The 14,439-nt window shown below is 65.4% G+C and carries 13 protein-coding genes and 2 pseudogenes; 9 read left to right on the top strand and 6 right to left on the bottom strand.

Translation table 11 applies throughout. The features are described 5' to 3' along the window. Nucleotides 1-78 precede the first annotated feature (78 nt). The 3 genes and pseudogenes from V5F48_RS22330 to V5F48_RS22340 all read right to left on the bottom strand — a co-directional run. Complete coding sequence (locus V5F48_RS22330) at nt 79-498, bottom strand: hypothetical protein (protein ID WP_394260377.1); 420 nt, start codon at nt 496-498, stop codon at nt 79-81. Then, the gene (locus V5F48_RS22335) at nt 488-748 is read right to left on the bottom strand and encodes a type II toxin-antitoxin system Phd/YefM family antitoxin (protein WP_348842698.1); all 261 of its coding nucleotides are present in this window, start codon (nt 746-748) and stop codon (nt 488-490) included. The genes V5F48_RS22330 and V5F48_RS22335 overlap by 11 nt, the downstream gene beginning before the upstream one ends. 72 nt (nt 749-820) lie before the next feature. Next, a pseudogene (locus V5F48_RS22340) lies at nt 821-1,269 on the bottom strand (DUF2493 domain-containing protein); the annotation flags it as partial. A 246-nt stretch (nt 1,270-1,515) separates the two neighbouring features. Here V5F48_RS22340 and V5F48_RS22345 point away from each other — a divergent pair. Further along, the gene (locus V5F48_RS22345) at nt 1,516-2,643 is read left to right on the top strand and encodes an MlaE family ABC transporter permease (protein WP_394030636.1); all 1,128 of its coding nucleotides are present in this window, start codon (nt 1,516-1,518) and stop codon (nt 2,641-2,643) included. Nucleotides 2,644-2,812: 169 nt separating this feature from the next. Further along, nucleotides 2,813-3,040 (top strand): annotated as a pseudogene (locus V5F48_RS22350) (IS21 family transposase); the annotation flags it as partial. A 61-nt stretch (nt 3,041-3,101) separates the two neighbouring features. Here the strand turns inward: V5F48_RS22350 and traA are convergent. Then, the gene (gene traA, locus V5F48_RS22355) at nt 3,102-7,703 is read right to left on the bottom strand and encodes a Ti-type conjugative transfer relaxase TraA (protein WP_394260378.1); all 4,602 of its coding nucleotides are present in this window, start codon (nt 7,701-7,703) and stop codon (nt 3,102-3,104) included. A 223-nt stretch (nt 7,704-7,926) separates the two neighbouring features. Here traA and V5F48_RS22360 point away from each other — a divergent pair, with 223 nt between their 5' ends. The 6 genes from V5F48_RS22360 (at nt 7,927) to V5F48_RS22385 (ending at nt 11,557) form a co-directional block, all read left to right on the top strand. Then, entirely contained in the window at nt 7,927-8,160 is a 234-nt protein-coding gene (locus tag V5F48_RS22360; protein WP_348842008.1) for a TraC family protein, read from the top strand. A gap of 250 nt (nt 8,161-8,410) precedes the next feature. Beyond that, complete coding sequence (locus V5F48_RS22365) at nt 8,411-8,644, top strand: TraC family protein (RefSeq protein ID WP_348842008.1); 234 nt, start codon at nt 8,411-8,413, stop codon at nt 8,642-8,644. Between the two features lie 49 nt (nt 8,645-8,693). Continuing rightward, entirely contained in the window at nt 8,694-8,933 is a 240-nt protein-coding gene (locus V5F48_RS22370; protein WP_394103177.1) for a conjugal transfer protein TraD, read from the top strand. Continuing rightward, nucleotides 8,930-10,837 (top strand): Ti-type conjugative transfer system protein TraG, encoded by a 1,908-nt coding sequence (gene traG / locus V5F48_RS22375; protein ID WP_394260379.1) that lies wholly within the window; start codon nt 8,930-8,932, stop codon nt 10,835-10,837. The genes V5F48_RS22370 and traG overlap by 4 nt, the downstream gene beginning before the upstream one ends. Before the next feature lie 143 nt (nt 10,838-10,980). Further along, the gene (locus V5F48_RS22380; RefSeq protein ID WP_348842010.1) at nt 10,981-11,280 is read left to right on the top strand and encodes a type II toxin-antitoxin system RelB/DinJ family antitoxin; all 300 of its coding nucleotides are present in this window, start codon (nt 10,981-10,983) and stop codon (nt 11,278-11,280) included. Further along, on the top strand, nt 11,267-11,557 hold the full coding sequence (locus V5F48_RS22385; protein ID WP_011993101.1) for a type II toxin-antitoxin system RelE/ParE family toxin: 291 nt from the start codon (nt 11,267-11,269) through the stop codon (nt 11,555-11,557). The genes V5F48_RS22380 and V5F48_RS22385 overlap by 14 nt, the downstream gene beginning before the upstream one ends. A gap of 177 nt (nt 11,558-11,734) precedes the next feature. Here V5F48_RS22385 and V5F48_RS22390 read toward each other — a convergent pair whose 3' ends face one another. Both V5F48_RS22390 and V5F48_RS22395 read right to left on the bottom strand, forming a co-directional pair. After that, on the bottom strand, nt 11,735-12,172 hold the full coding sequence (locus V5F48_RS22390; RefSeq protein ID WP_011993100.1) for a hypothetical protein: 438 nt from the start codon (nt 12,170-12,172) through the stop codon (nt 11,735-11,737). A 372-nt stretch (nt 12,173-12,544) separates the two neighbouring features. Next, complete coding sequence (locus V5F48_RS22395; protein WP_394260380.1) at nt 12,545-12,733, bottom strand: hypothetical protein; 189 nt, start codon at nt 12,731-12,733, stop codon at nt 12,545-12,547. 501 nt (nt 12,734-13,234) lie between these two features. Here V5F48_RS22395 and V5F48_RS22400 point away from each other — a divergent pair. After that, a complete protein-coding gene (locus tag V5F48_RS22400; protein WP_348841967.1) occupies nt 13,235-14,431 on the top strand; it encodes a DUF1173 domain-containing protein in 1,197 nt (398 codons plus the stop codon). Nucleotides 14,432-14,439 lie beyond the last annotated feature (8 nt).

Genomic DNA, 14,439 nt, shown 5'->3' on the forward strand with positions numbered 1-14,439 from the left:
TCAGCAGACGCAGTGACGGAAGAGTCCGACGCGCCTTTCGGTCGGCACCGAAGCCTTTCGGCAAGTCCGGAAAGCCGGCTAGTCAGTGCGATCGACGCGCGCCTGTCCAGACCGGAAGAGGGGAGATACCGCGCTCGCAAGCTTCATCATGAAGGAGCGGCTGAAGCGTCCCAGCAGGGGCTCGCCCGCATCGAGATAGAAGGACCGCTCGACGATATCGTAGTTGTACTCGCTGACGGTGATCCAGGCCCGCTTGAGATCGCTGAGCCCGCCGCGCCGGCATTCGATTTCGGGAACCTCGATCGCAACCTGCTCGGAGCCGGGCTGGCGGCTTGAAATCGCCAGGAGCGCAAGGTGGGTCAGACCGTCCGATCCGCGCACTGCGAGGATAACGCAGACGGGTCGATCCTTGCGACCTTCGGTCTCGCCGTGTTCCTGCTGCCACTTCCAGAGATACGGATACTGGATGATCGTGCCGGGACGCAGGTCACCGGTCATCGTCGTAGCCTTCGCCCGTCGCCAGACGGTCGAGCTCGGCCGAGAACAGCGAGGCGACGTCGTCCGGCGTCTCGCCGGCGGCGTATGCGCGGCGGGGATCGCCTTCGCCCCTGATCTTCTGGTAGTGCTCGTAACTCATCATGACGAAGCGGGGCTTGCGATACCGCGTGATGACGATCGGCGACTTCGTCGCCGCATCGGTGACTTCTCCGACCTGCTTGTTGAGGTCATTGGTGGTGAAGGCGCGCATGTGAAACCTCCGCGCTAATATCCATGCTTTCCATGATATCCATGTTTCCCATGATTTCAAGGGAAGCGACGCTCACGCGCCGCCCCCGAACCGCCAGACCGGGATGCCCATCGCCTTCGCCTTGTCGGCGAGGTTGTCGGTGATCCCGGAGCTCGGGAAGACCACGACGCCGATCGGCAGCGCCTTGAGCAATTCGTCATTGCGCTTGAACGGCGCCGCCTTGGCGTGCCGCGTCCAGCCCGGCTTGAAGGACACTTGCGGCACCTTGCGCGCATCGGCCACCTCGAGGCGATGAACTCCGCGCCCTTCGTCGATCCGCCATGGAGCAGCACCATGTCGGTATGCTTGGCATGCACCTTGTCGAGCACGTCCCAGATGGCCTGGTAGTCGTTGCAGTCGAGCCCGCCGGCGAAGGCGACCTTCACGCCGGCCGGCATCAGGGGCTCGATCTCGACCCGGCGCTTGGCGGCCAGGAAGTCCCGGCTGTCTATGACCGCAGCGGTCAGGTTGCGATGATTGACCTTCGTCTTTCGCGCCACTTTCGCGACGGTGGAGCGACAGACTTTATAAGTTCATTCGAATGAACTATTTCATGGATGAGAAACCAAAAGAGTGGCATGATGACATCTACGGAAAAACGGCCGGCGCAGTTTTGCATCAGTTGAGGCATCGCTTTGCGGGGCGGATGCAATTCGAAGGGGCGAACATCTGTTTGATGCGCTCTTCGGTTTCGGTGCCGATGCGAGAAAAATGCTGGAGACGTCGCGTTGCCGCAGACCCAGTTGATTTCCGTCGAGACCCAAGGCGATCGACTGATCCTGACCGGGCACGGGTTATGGATCTCCGCACAGGCCGAGGTGCTTGAGCGGGAGGTGGATGCCGTCTGCGCCGCCCATGCCGATGCCAAAGTGGTGTCTGTAAACCTTTCGGGTATCACTCGCATGGACACGTTCGGAGCGATTCTCCTCGAGCGGCTGTGCGGGGCGTGGGAGCAAGAAGGCAGCGTGCCGCAGGTGAGCAGTCTTGACCCGCGTTATCAGCGCCTCATGCAGGAACTCGAGCGGAGTGATAGCCGGCCGCATCCGCAGACTCGGAGGAGCGAAGGCATCCTGGAGCGATTGGGCCATGAGGTGGTCAACACCGCCAAGGATGGGCTCGACCTGCTTAATTTCATCGGCGCGGTGGTTTCGGCCATGGGGCGGGTGGCGGTACGGCCGCGGTCATTCCGCTTCACCTCCACGGTCGCCCAACTCGACCGGGTGGGCTTTCGTGCCGTTCCGATTATCCTGCTCATCACCTTCCTCGTCGGCTCCATCATCGCCCAGCAGAGCATCTTCCACTTCCGCCGTTTTGGCGCCGACATCTTTGTGGTGGACATGGTGGGCGTGTTGGTGCTTCGCGAGCTCGGCGTGCTCATCGTGTCGATCATGATCGCCGGCCGTTCAGGTAGTGCCTACACCGCAGAGCTCGGCTCCATGCGCATGCGCGAGGAGGTGGATGCGCTCAAGGTGATGGGCCTCGATCCCATCGAAGTGCTGGTGGTGCCGCGCATTCTCGCGCTTATCATCGGCTTACCGTTGCTCACCTTCCTGGGCTCGATGGCGGCGCTCATCGGTGGTGGCCTGGTGGCCTGGTTCTATGGCGGCATCACCCCGAATGTCTTCATCGACCGCCTGAAGCAGGCCATCGACCTCACTCAGTTCGAGGTGGGCATGTACAAGGCGCCCTTCATGGCCGCGGCAATCGGCCTCGTGGCCTGCCTTGAAGGCCTGAAGGTGGGCGGCAGCGCCGAATCCCTCGGCCAGCACACGACGGCCTCCGTGGTGAAGGCGATCTTCCTCGTCATCGTCATGGACGGTCTCTTCGCGGTCTTCTTCGCGTCCATCAAAATGTGAGGCGAGACCGGCGCGCGCCGCTCGTCAGCTTCCCGATCAATCGACAACTCTCCGGATGGAACCCTCCTCTCTCGATGATGCGCGCCTTCGAAGCGCACTCTTGCCGGAATCGTAACCGCTTGTTGGCGCGATGCAACTTGGCGAACTCCGTCTGCAATGCCTCGCGGGCCTGCAAGCGGCACCCGACCTTCGATCCGTCGCCATCTTCGACGAGATGATCCGGCGTCATCCCGAACTTGGGGCGGGCATTCGCCGGACACTCGAGCGGCGCATCCGCTCATGGCGCGCCATCCGTGGCGAGGAGCGGGAGGTCATTTTTCGGCAGGTCCACGAACCTGGACGCATGGGATTGTCGGATTTCACCGATAGCCGGCATCGTGGGTTGAGGATCTCGATCGAGATCTCGGTGCGGCCGATCGCCTCGTGAAAGGTCTCTACATCCATGGCCTTCTCCTTCTCTACCTGGTGAGCCCTCTGGCCTGGTTGATCGTCCGTATCCGCCGCTCGGAGAGGATCTTCTCGTCGGCGTCGATCCGGACCGACTGCTGCAGCACGCGCAGCGAGGCGCGCATTGTCTCGAAGGCCTCCCGATGCGCCGGCGGCACGCGGTTGGCCGCATCCTTCTCGCCGCGCGCGATCGCATTGCGCCCGAAGCGCGTATCAAGCGCCTGGCTCACGGCCGCGAACTCCTCGCGGATCTTCGGATCGAGCGCGCCGACCATGGCGTTCAGGCCGCGGGTATTCTGCTTCGCCTCGGCGGTCAGCCGCCCCAAGGCCTCCTGCGCCGGCCTCGAGAGGCCAGGGATGGCGACCGCCATCAGCCGTCGCTCCTCGGCGATCGTCTTCACCTCGGCCTCGAGCGCTCCGCCATAGGCTGAGCCGAGCGCCCGCAGCTCCGCCGCCGCGGCGGGGAGCGCGGCAAGGGCCTCCTTGCGCTCACGGCCGGTGGCGAGCAGCCGATCCATCATCCGGCCCGAGCCTCGCACAGCGCCATAGGCATCGGGCGCATTGGACATGGCGGCCGCGATGCGCTCCGCCGCGAAGCCTTTGACGATGAGGTCCTCGATCTTCCCGACCGCGGCCGCCGGGTCACGCCAGATGCGCGATGCGATCGCCCCAAGCGCGGCCCGCTGCTGCCGATAGTGGGAAGTGTCCAGCGCCCGCTGCCGCGCCTCGTCCTCCACCGGCTGCCGGAATTCCGTCACCGCCGGAAGCATGGGCGGAAGGGTGTTCCCTGCATCGGACTGATAGGGCGCCGGCGCGACGATGCGCGAGCGATCCTGCCGCTCTACCAGGTGCTGGGCGCCGGCGAACCTGCGCACCGACTCAAGCAGGGTCTTCAGCTCCGCCCGCTTCTGCGGGTCCATGTCCTCCGGCAGGCGATCAGCCATATTGCGCTCCGCGACGGTGTCGGTTTTCTCGGTGAAGGCGCTCCAACCAAAGCGCGCGGTCAATGCTTCGCTGGCGGCCTTGATCTCCTGCACGACCGCACGATCCTCCGAGGCGAGGGCAAAGGCCGTCTTGTAGGCATCCGCCCCTCCGTGCGCGCGCACGGCCTCGATCTCGCCGAGCCGCGCCATCGCCCTTTCCGAGAGGGCGGGCACCGACAGCGTCATTGAGGCGCGCCGCCGCTCCTCCCGGATCTCGAACGAAGCCGCGCTCCTCTTGAACGCCACGGCATGGGCGCGGGCGAGCGGCACCAGCTCCTCCGTGACAGCCTTCTGCGCCGTGGCGCGTTCGCGGCGCGCGGCCCCCCCGTCGACAAGGGCAGCGCTGCCGCGCAGGAGGCCGAGCTGCTCCGGGCTCCGCGCCAGGACGTCGCCGAGCGCCCGCGAACCGGTCTTCGACGCGGAGGCCAGATCGTGGAGCTTCGTCATCGCCGCTTCGGGATCGCGATAGATCCGCTCCAGCACCCGCCGCAGCGCCGCTTCCCGCTCCTTCACCGCCGGCGAGGCGATCTGCGCCAGACGCGCGTCTTCTTCCACCGGTCGCGCAAAACGCGTCACCGGCTCCAGCAGGTAGCGGCCCGCATCGGCGGGCTCCCAGGCCGGCCTGTCGACAGGCTGGTCGCTGTAGACGACGCTGCGCTCGCGGGCGATCGCAAAGCCGAGCGCGACGCTTGCCCGCTCCCACAGCTTGCCCAGATCGCTCCGCTTCTCGGCCAGCCACGCCAGCCACTGCGCCGTCCCCTCCTCCATCCCGGCCGCGGCCTCGGCGAACTGGTCGATACCGCGCAGCCGCGCGAAGTCACGGGCGTGCGCCTGGTATGAGGGCTCGCTTTCATAGTCGAGCGTGGTGGTCTTTGCCCCCGATCGCGACAGGCGCTCGACCAGCTGCTTGAAGAGGCCCGGGCGATGGCTTTCCTGTTCGAGGCGCTCTGTGCGGTCATCTGCGGTTTCGACCTGCTTCGCGGTCCAGACGTTGCGCGCGACCTGGCGCTCCTCAAGACGCCTCTCACCCGTCTCCTCGTCCGTCACCGGGATCCTCACGCTGATGGTCTCGACGCCGTCCTTGCGTAAGGTGATGGTGTCTCCCACGCTCACGCCACCCTTCTCGAGCGCGGCGGGCAGGCTGACGCCCCACTGCCGCTGTGTCGCTCCATCCTCGGTCCGGACATCGGCATAGGGGCTCGGAGCGACACCGTCGTCCTCACGGAATTTCGCCCGACCGGTCTCGACGAGCTCGCCCGTGACGCCGGCGGTGTGATCGACCCGCGCCACCCGGCCCCATTCGGAACGGGGCTCGAAGTCTTCCTGGGCCGCATAGAGGTCAGCCCGATCGCGGTGACGGCTCATCGCTACATAGGTCAGATGCTGGTCCATCATGCCCGTGGCGAGCACGAAGGTGCGGTCCACCGTCGCGCCCTGGGCCTTGTGGATGGTCGCGGCATAGCCGTGGTCGACGTTGCGATAGGTGTCCTCGCCGAAGACCACCTCGCGCCCGTTGTCGAGGCGGACCGCAAGGAGTGTCCGGCCGCTTTTGTCGGTGCTCGACGTCACCGTGCCGAGCATGCCGTTCTTGACGTGCTGCGGCCCGAGGTGCTTGGCCCGCGGCTCCACGAACCGCGCATTCTCGAGGAAGATGATGCGATCGCCAACGGCGAACTCGCGCGTCCCGCGTTCGGTCGCGAACGAGCGGCTCGCCGATAGCGCGCCGTCGTCGGTCAGCACCTTGCGCAGCGCATCGTTGAGGCGCCTCACGTCCTCATTGGTATGGGCGAGGACGAGCAGTTCGTCCCCACGCAGGGGTTGGGGATCGCCCTCGGCCGATGTCTTGCCGGCGAGCGTGCACCGGGCCTCGGTCCAGTCGGTGACGATCCGGCCGATGGCGGCCTCGTGTGTCGCGGCCTCGATGATATGGCCATGCTGCGCATAGGCGTCGAGGGCGGTCTCGACCTCGGCGCGCGCAAACAGCCGGGACGCATTGCGCGCCCATTCCTCCCGCTGGCGACGGACGCCGGCAAGCTCGGCAAAGCCGATCCGCTGCACGATGGCCCGGAATGCGGCCCCGGCCTGGATCGGCTGGAGCTGCATGGCGTCGCCCACCAGAACGACCTTCGCCCGCGCCTCCTCGGCAATCTTCAGCACCCGCGCCATCTGCTGCGAGGACACCATCCCGGCCTCGTCGATGACGAGTACGTCGCCCCGCTCGAGGCGTTCATGCTCGCCAGCCCAGGCCAGTTCCCATGACGCGAGCGTGCGCGATGTGATGCCGGAACTGTCCTCCAGGCCCTCTGCCGCCTTGCCGGCGAGCGCCGCGCCAAGAACCCGGCGCCCGTCGCTTTCCCAGGCGATGCGTGCGGCGGCGAGCAGCGTCGATTTGCCGGTGCCGGCGAGACCGACGACGGCCGCGATCCCCGTGTCCGACGTGACGTGACGGACGGCATCGACCTGTTCCGCGTCAAGCTTGAACGACCTGTCGGGCGCCCCGCTCCCGACGCTCTTCATCGCCGCGGCGACACCGAAGCCCTCGCGCCGAGTCAGGTTGAGCGCGGAGCGCGCCATGCCGTGCTCGACACGTAGCATCTCGCGCGTCGTGAAGATCGCTGGCTCCGCCGCCTTCCCCGTCTCGGGATCGAGCTTCTGCGGGCGCAACGTGACGAGCTCGGGCGAGGCCAACAGCCGGGCCCGGATCGTGGCGAAATCCTCAGGATCATCGACGTAGCGATGGAGCGCGCGGGCCATATCGCGCTCATCAAAGGTGGACCGTTCGTTGCTGAGCTGCTGGAGGAGCAGGCCCGGATCGGCGGCAAGACGATCGGCCATCTCCTGCCGCCGGGCGAGGTCGGCCGGCGCGAAGTACATCTCGACGCCCTTGCGGGCGAGCGCTGCCTTTTCCGGCCCCAGATGCTTCTGGGCAATCCCGTCGCGGCCCTGCTCGGCATAGGAGCGTCCGTCGAGGCGGATCTCATGGCCGGCGTGCGCCAGATGCCGGTTGGCGGTTTCCGCCCAGGCGATCTTCCACGCTTTCATGGTTTCCTTGTCGCCGGCCCACAGCTTGTAGACAATCTTACCATTGGGCCGATCGGGCGTGACCACCCGGAGCGGCTGTCCGTCTTCCCCGAGCACCGGGACCTTCTTCGCACCGAAGCCGTCCGCCGCGAGCGGCCGCAGCATCGTCATCAGATGGACGTGCGGGTTGCCGTCCTTGTCGTGATAGACCCAGTCGGCGACCATGCCCTTCGATGTGAAGTTGTCCTGCACGAATTCGCGCATCAGCGCGATGTTCTCGGCCCGGCTGAGTTCCTCCGGCAACGCGATGATCAGCTCACGGGCGAGCTGCGCGTCCGCCCGCTTCTCGAACACGTCGACCGCATTCCACAGCACCTCGCTGGCCCCGGCCACCGATTTTCCGGCAATCGCTACATCGAGCCAGGCCGGGATGTCGTCCGGCAGCGCCAGCTCTTCGTGCACCAGTTCGGACGCTCCGCCCCGATAGCTGAAGGACGTGCCGACCTGTTCGTCCATCATCCGGGCGCGATGGCGATAGGCAGCGGCCGAGACGATGCTGCGTCCCGCCCCCCGGCTGATCACCTGCGCCCTGACGAACATGATGGCCATTGCCGCCGCCACTCCCCCCAAGCACGTCGCGCCCGCGACGTATATTGCGCCCTCAAACAGTTCGGACCGCAGGGCCGATGCCACTTCGAACGGACGGCCCCAAAGGGCGCCGGCCGTCAGAGAGCCTTTCGGCTCACTGACAAATTAGCCTATTTAACTCACTTGTACGAGACGATATAATCGACCGTCTTCGAGCTTTTCCAGCGTGGGACGAGGCCATTTTATGCGCGTAAAGTCGTCACTTTCCGAGATCGACGCCCAGATCGAGAAGCTGCGTGAACGTCGCAAATTTATGGTCGTTAAAGCGGGTGAGCGCTTCGCGCGGGCCGCCGCCAAGGCCGGCCTGGTGGAGCTGGAGATCCCGGACGAGGAACTCGACGCCATCTGCGAGGAGATCGCCGCGCGATTTCGCAAAGGGGCCAAGGCCAAAGGGACCGCCGGTTCATCGGCTCCTTAGGCGGATCGATCAGGAGATCGTCCGTTTCGAGCGACGGCGGAGAGCCATGATGACCGACGCACGCAGACGCGACGCGCCCTCAAACAGTTCGGACCGCAGGGCCGATGCCACTTCGAACGGACGGCCCCAAAGGGCGCCGGCCGTCAGAGAGCCTTTCGGCTCACTGACAAATTAGCCTATTTAACTCACTTGTACGAGACGATATAATCGACCGTCTTCGAGCTTTTCCAGCGTGGGACGAGGCCATTTTATGCGCGTAAAGTCGTCACTTTCCGAGATCGACGCCCAGATCGAGAAGCTGCGTGAACGTCGCAAATTTATGGTCGTTAAAGCGGGTGAGCGCTTCGCGCGGGCCGCCGCCAAGGCCGGCCTGGTGGAGCTGGAGATCCCGGACGAGGAACTCGACGCCATCTGCGAGGAGATCGCCGCGCGATTTCGCAAAGGGGCCAAGGCCAAAGGGACCGCCGGTTCATCGGCTCCTTAGGCGGATCGATCAGGAGATCGTCCGTTTCGAGCGACGGCGGAGAGCCATGATGACCGACGCACGCAGACGCGACGCGCGCCAGACATTCCTGCTGGGCGGACTGGTCGTGCGCGCCGGACTGGGGGAGGCCGATCGGGCCTTTCTGCTCGGCGCGCTGATCGAGGCGCGCCGCATCGCGCCCGGCTCCGACGAGCACGAGCGGCTGAAGGCGATTGGACAAGACGCCTTCAGGCAACGCCCTGCCGACGACATGCCAGAGCCCGATCCGGAACATGGAGAAGAACCATGAAGGAGCGTCTGAACCCGACGCTGCTCCTTGTTCTCGTGCCGATCGCCGTCACGGCCATGACGGTCTTCGTCAGCGGCTGGCGATGGCAGGATCTCGCCGTGGGCATGTCCAGCAAGATCGCCTATTGGTTCCTGCGCGGGGCGCCGCTGCCTTCCCTTCTGCTGGGTCCCCTCGCCGGGCTCCTGACCGCCTGGGCGCTGCCGCTGCACCAGCGCCGGCCGATCGCCATGGTGACGCTCCTGTGCTTTCTCGGCGTGGCCGGCTTCTACGCCTTGCGCGAATATGGCCGCCTCGGACCGTTCGTCGAGAGCGGAACCATCCCATGGGACCGGGCGCTGTCGTACCTCGATGCTTTCGCCGTCGTCGGTGCCATCGTTGGATTTCTGATCGTGGCCGTGGCGGCCCGCATCTCCGTTGTGGTTCCCGATCCGGTCAAGCGCGCGAAGCGGGCGGCTTTCGGCGATGCGGACTGGTTGTCCCTGTCGGCGGCCGGGAGGCTGTTCCCGGCGGACGGGGAGATCGTGATCGGCGAGCGCTATCGCGTCGATCGGGAGATCGTTCACGAGCTGCCGTTCGATCCCATGGACCGGTCCACCTGGGGCCAGGGCGGACATGCTCCGCTTCTGACCTACAAGCTGGATTTCGATTCCACCCATATGCTGTTTTTCGCCGGCTCCGGCGGCTTCAAGACGACGAGCAATGTTGTCCCCACGGCCCTGCGCTATTCCGGTCCGCTGATCTGCCTCGATCCCTCGACCGAGGTCGCGCCGATGGTGCGCGAGCATCGCATGCGCGCGCTCGGCCGGGAGGTCATGGTGCTCGATCCCACCAATCCGGTCGCCGGCTTCAACGTGCTCGACGGCATCGAGGGATCGCGGCAGAAGGAAGAGGACATCGTCGGCATCGCGCACATGCTGCTCTCCGAGAGCCTGCGCTTCGAATCCTCGACCGGCGCCTATTTCCAGAACCAGGCGCACAACTTTCTGACCGGGCTTCTGGCGCACGTGATGCTCTCGCCCGAATATGCCGGCCGGCGCAATCTGCGCAGCCTGCGCCAGATCGTGTCCGAGCCGGAGCCATCCGTGCTCGCCATGCTCCGCGATATTCACGAGCACTCCGAGTCCACGTTCATCCGCGAGACGCTCGGCGTGTTCACGAACATGACCGAGCAGACGTTCAGCGGCGTCTTTTCCACCGCCTCGAAGGACACGCAGTGGCTCTCGCTCGACAATTACGCCGCCCTCGTCTGCGGCAATGCCTTCAGGTCGCGCGACATCGTCTCCGGCAAGAAGGACGTCTTCCTCAATATCCCGGCGTCGATCCTGAGGTCCTATCCCGGCATCGGCCGGGTGATCATCGGCTCGCTGCTCAACGCCATGGTGCAGGCCGATGGCGCCTTCGCGCGCCGGGCCCTCTTCATGCTCGATGAGGTGGACCTGCTCGGCTACATGCGGGTCCTGGAGGAGGCCCGCGATCGCGGGCGCAAGTACGGCATCACGCTGATGATGATGTACCAATCGGTCGGCCAGCTGGAGCAGCATTTCGGCAAAGCTGGCGCGACGTCGTGGATCGATGGCTGCGCCTTCGCCTCCTACGCCGCGATCAAGGCGCTGGAGACGGCGCGCAACGTCTCGGCGCAGTGCGGCGAGATGACGGTCGAGGTTCAGGGCCAGTCGCGCAATGTGGGCTGGAGCAGCTCGAGCAATGGCAACCGTCGCTCGGAAAGTGTCAGCTTCCAGCGCCGGCCGCTCATCATGCCGCATGAGATCACCCAGTCGATGCGCAGGGACGAGCAGATCATCATCGTGCAGGGGCATAGTCCGATCCGCTGCGGGCGGGCGATCTATTTCCGGCGCAAGGACATGAATGCGGAGGCCAAGGCCAACCGCTTCGTCAAGGTGTGAGCATCCCCCACGGGACTGTGCTTCCCAGGGGCAACGCTCTTCGCCCCGGCGACGCGGGGCAATAGCGGGCCCGCCCTGGTCACCCCCGCCTTGAGTGTCTCTCAAAAGAGATACATAATGTCGTCGATATAGGAGGATCGAGAATGGCCGCTCAAACCTCTATGCTGCACATCCGCATAGACGACAAGCTGAAGGCTGACGCGACCGAGAAGCTGGCCAGCGTTGGCCTGACGGTTTCCGACGCCGTCCGGATTCTGCTCACGCGCGTCGTAAAAGAGGGCGCGTTGCCGGCGGGCCTGACTGCGGACCCGGAAGCCCATGACGCATGGTTTCGAGCCAAGGTGCGTGAGGCCCTGGCCGACAGCCGGCCGGCGGTGCCGCACCAGCAGGTGATGGATGAGGCACAGGCGCTGATCGACAGGAAGCGCCGTGCGAAGGCTTGAATGGCGCGAGGACGCACGCGCCGATCTGCTGGCGATTGTCGATTTCATTTCCGACGACAACCCCGATGCCGCCCAACGGCTGAAGGACGACATAGAAGAAAAGGCGTCAAAGTTGCCTGAGCATCCGAAGCTCTATCGTCTCGGCCGTGTCGATGGCACGCGGGAAATGGTCGTGCGTTCGAACTACATCGTCGTGTACGCTGAAGATATCCACGTCGTTTCCATCTTGCGCGTCCTGCATGCGGCCCAGCAGTGGCCGCCAGTGCGGGAGGACTAGGAAATCACGTGCCGGAGCGCGGGTTCGACCCGAACGACAAGCGCCCTGCGCTGGCCCCGAACTCTACGTGCCGCAGCGCTACTGAGCACACGAGGTGAGGCTTCCTGGCGCGCCCGCCAAGACGCGGGCGCTCACCGCGGTCTGCCGGTAGCCGCATGCACAGGTGTCCGAGGGCGGCTACCTGCCTTTCCGATATCGCTCGAACGGGTCCGCGGTGCCGGGCGGCGTGAACCAGTCGAGGAAGATCGTATAGGCGAGCGCGCATGCAACAAGGCCGATCGACATCAGGCCGAAGCTCCAGAACGGCATTCCACGGGCGGCATCGGGATGGGCATAGACCACGATCGAAACCGGGACCATGACGATCGAGGCCAGCATCATGAGCCCTGTGAACGGCCGAAACATGCACAGGACATAGAAGGCGAGATACCACACGCAATAGAAGGTGCCGCGCCCGATGTGCTCAAGGATGCTGAAGGGCAGCGCGAGCGGAAGCGGCAGCGACCGGCAGGTTGCCGATCCGCTGCCCAGACCCCTGCCCGCCTTGTTCGGAGATAGAAGCTGATTGGTCGTCATCGCCGTCGCGTCGCCGGTCACCGGATCGGAGCCCGCCATCCCTTCGGCACCGGCTCAGCCCTGTGGAACATTTCGTGTACAGGTCCAGGATGGCCAACCGGGCGTGCCTTGTCGAGGGGTCGATCGCGCCGTGAAAGAACACCCTGTTGCGCATCGTCATCAACCAGCTGTCATCGCGCGACAAACGCTTGTTTCGTGGCGCCATTTCACAAGGTTGCCCACCACCACGAAATCCGCCCTTCGTTCGGCGCAGGACGATCGATTGCCGTCGACGACGGCATCGGCGGCGATTCAATCTGGCACGTTGCCGTCATTCCATGACGGCAACGTGCCCATGGCCGCGCCGCGGCCAGCTGGAGCAGACGGTCGATCCGGCTGCTCCGGCTTTTGCCATGAAGGGAAAGAGCTGCCTCACGGCAGCTCCTCCTCGGCGATCCGGCGGGCGAGTTGGGCGCGGGCCGCCTCAAGCTCGGCTTCGATCTGGTGGCGCTCGCAGGCATCGGCGGCGTTCCGCAGCTCGGCGCGCAATTCCTCGATGTGGTGTTCCAGCGTCATCGTCATCTCCTCGATGTTCTTGTGAAAGATGACGACGGCGGTCATGGCGGGTGGGCACGGGTCAAAACCCGCGTCAGCGGCCAGCTTGCTGGCGCGCGGAGGAACCGATTTTCCTGCGCAGCGGGAAAATCGGAGGGGCCGCGCGGTTTTGAGGCGTGTCCGCCCGCCATGGCACACTGGGCATTCTGAGCAGACACGGGTCTTTCGGGACGCTGGGCATTGGCGCGCGCAGCTCCTGCCGGCAGGCAGGCTGCACCAATGGAGTCAACCGGTTCAGCCCTCCGACGCCCTTGTGACGCGCCGGAGGGACCAGGCCCGCGCAAGGGATCGTTACGCCGCAAGGCGCGAAGACCGCCTGGCGGGCTTCGTGGAGCCAGGGTACCCGGCGGAATAGAGCCCGGTCCGGCTTGCCGGATGCGCCCAGCGCAAAGCGTCGTCAAGTCCTCATGGTCTCGACGATGGAGGTTGGCCGTTCAGGGTTTATCGGAACATGGACAGCCCCTATACTGCTTCATATCAGGCCGTTAAATGAGGCAGGCGACCGTCATGCGGCAGTTCAGGATTGCCGAGGGGACCTTCAACGAGGACACGCCGGAGCTTCAATCCGCCCTCGCCCAAGCCTACGAGCGCAAACAGCGGCCCCTCTGCCTGTGCAGCGAAAAGCCCATCGCGATGTACATCGCACGGGTCGATGGGGACCTGCTGGTCAAGCGTATGCCCCTGTCGGGACGCGACCATGCGCCGTCCTGCCCCTCCTACGAACCACCCTACGAGCTTTCCGGCCTCGGGCCCCTCATCGGCAATGCAATCCAGATCGACGCAGCGACCGGCGCCGCGGTCCTCAAGCTGGATTTCTCGCTGACGAAGCGTGGCAGCCGCACGGCATCGGCAGCCGCGTCCGAGCCGTCCGACACGGTGCGCAATGAGACCAAGAAACTCTCGCTGCGCGCGGTGCTGCACTATCTGTGGGAGGCCGGTGAGCTGACGGAGTGGACGTCGCTCTGGGCCCGCAAGCGCGGTTGGGGCAAGGTCCGGGCGAGCCTCATGAACGCCGCGAAACAGATGGAGACCCGGGCAGGCCCGCTCGGTGACATCCTCTTCGTGCCGGAGGTGTTCCATGCCGAGGACAAGGCCGCGATCGCGGCGCGGCGCGCCACCGCGCTTTCGGGTCTCCAGACCGCCGTGGGCGGCGGACCACGAAAGCTCATGCTTCTGGTGGGAGAGGTCAAGGAATTCCCCGAGGCCCGCACCGGCCGGAAGGTTGTCATCAGGCACCTGCCGGATTTTTCGCTGACGCTGGAGGACGCCGCCTGGCGTCGCCTGGGCAAGCGCTACGAGACCGAGCTGGAGCTTTGGGAAGCAAACGCGAACGCCCACCTCATCGCCATCGCGACGTTCGGCATTTCCAGCGCGGGCGTCTCGTTTATCGACGAGATCGCCCTGATAGTGGTGACCGAAAACTGGATTCCCTTCGAGAGCGTCGATGAATTGCGCCTGCTCTCCCGCTTGGCGGGGATGCGGCGCAAGAGCGTGAAGGGATTGCGGTTCAATCTCAGCCGGGAGCAGCCGCTCGTGTGCGTCACGCTACCGGAGCAGCGGCCATCGCCCGTGGCGATGTACATCGTGCCGGCGAGCGCTGGCGAAGAGTACGACCGCGGGCTCGCGGAAATGATCGACGCGCGGCCCGAGATGGCGTCCTGGATCTGGCGGACGGCGGACGGCGAGATGCCGCCCTTGCCTTGAGGTGGTCA

Source organism: Xanthobacter autotrophicus ATCC 700552 (genome assembly GCF_043194565.1).
Classification (GTDB): Bacteria; Pseudomonadota; Alphaproteobacteria; order Rhizobiales; family Xanthobacteraceae; genus Xanthobacter; species Xanthobacter autotrophicus_F.

Coding starts and splice junctions, on each gene's coding strand:
- V5F48_RS22330 (WP_394260377.1), bottom strand. CDS start 498: ATGACCGGTGACCTGCGTCCCGGCACGATCATCCAGTATCCGTATCTC.
- V5F48_RS22335 (WP_348842698.1), bottom strand. CDS start 748: ATGCGCGCCTTCACCACCAATGACCTCAACAAGCAGGTCGGAGAAGTC.
- traA (WP_394260378.1), bottom strand. CDS start 7,703: ATGGCCATCATGTTCGTCAGGGCGCAGGTGATCAGCCGGGGGGCGGGA.
- V5F48_RS22360 (WP_348842008.1), top strand. CDS start 7,927: ATGCGCGTAAAGTCGTCACTTTCCGAGATCGACGCCCAGATCGAGAAG.
- V5F48_RS22365 (WP_348842008.1), top strand. CDS start 8,411: ATGCGCGTAAAGTCGTCACTTTCCGAGATCGACGCCCAGATCGAGAAG.
- V5F48_RS22370 (WP_394103177.1), top strand. CDS start 8,694: ATGACCGACGCACGCAGACGCGACGCGCGCCAGACATTCCTGCTGGGC.
- traG (WP_394260379.1), top strand. CDS start 8,930: ATGAAGGAGCGTCTGAACCCGACGCTGCTCCTTGTTCTCGTGCCGATC.
- V5F48_RS22380 (WP_348842010.1), top strand. CDS start 10,981: ATGGCCGCTCAAACCTCTATGCTGCACATCCGCATAGACGACAAGCTG.
- V5F48_RS22390 (WP_011993100.1), bottom strand. CDS start 12,172: ATGGCGGGCTCCGATCCGGTGACCGGCGACGCGACGGCGATGACGACC.
- V5F48_RS22395 (WP_394260380.1), bottom strand. CDS start 12,733: ATGACCGCCGTCGTCATCTTTCACAAGAACATCGAGGAGATGACGATG.
- V5F48_RS22400 (WP_348841967.1), top strand. CDS start 13,235: ATGCGGCAGTTCAGGATTGCCGAGGGGACCTTCAACGAGGACACGCCG.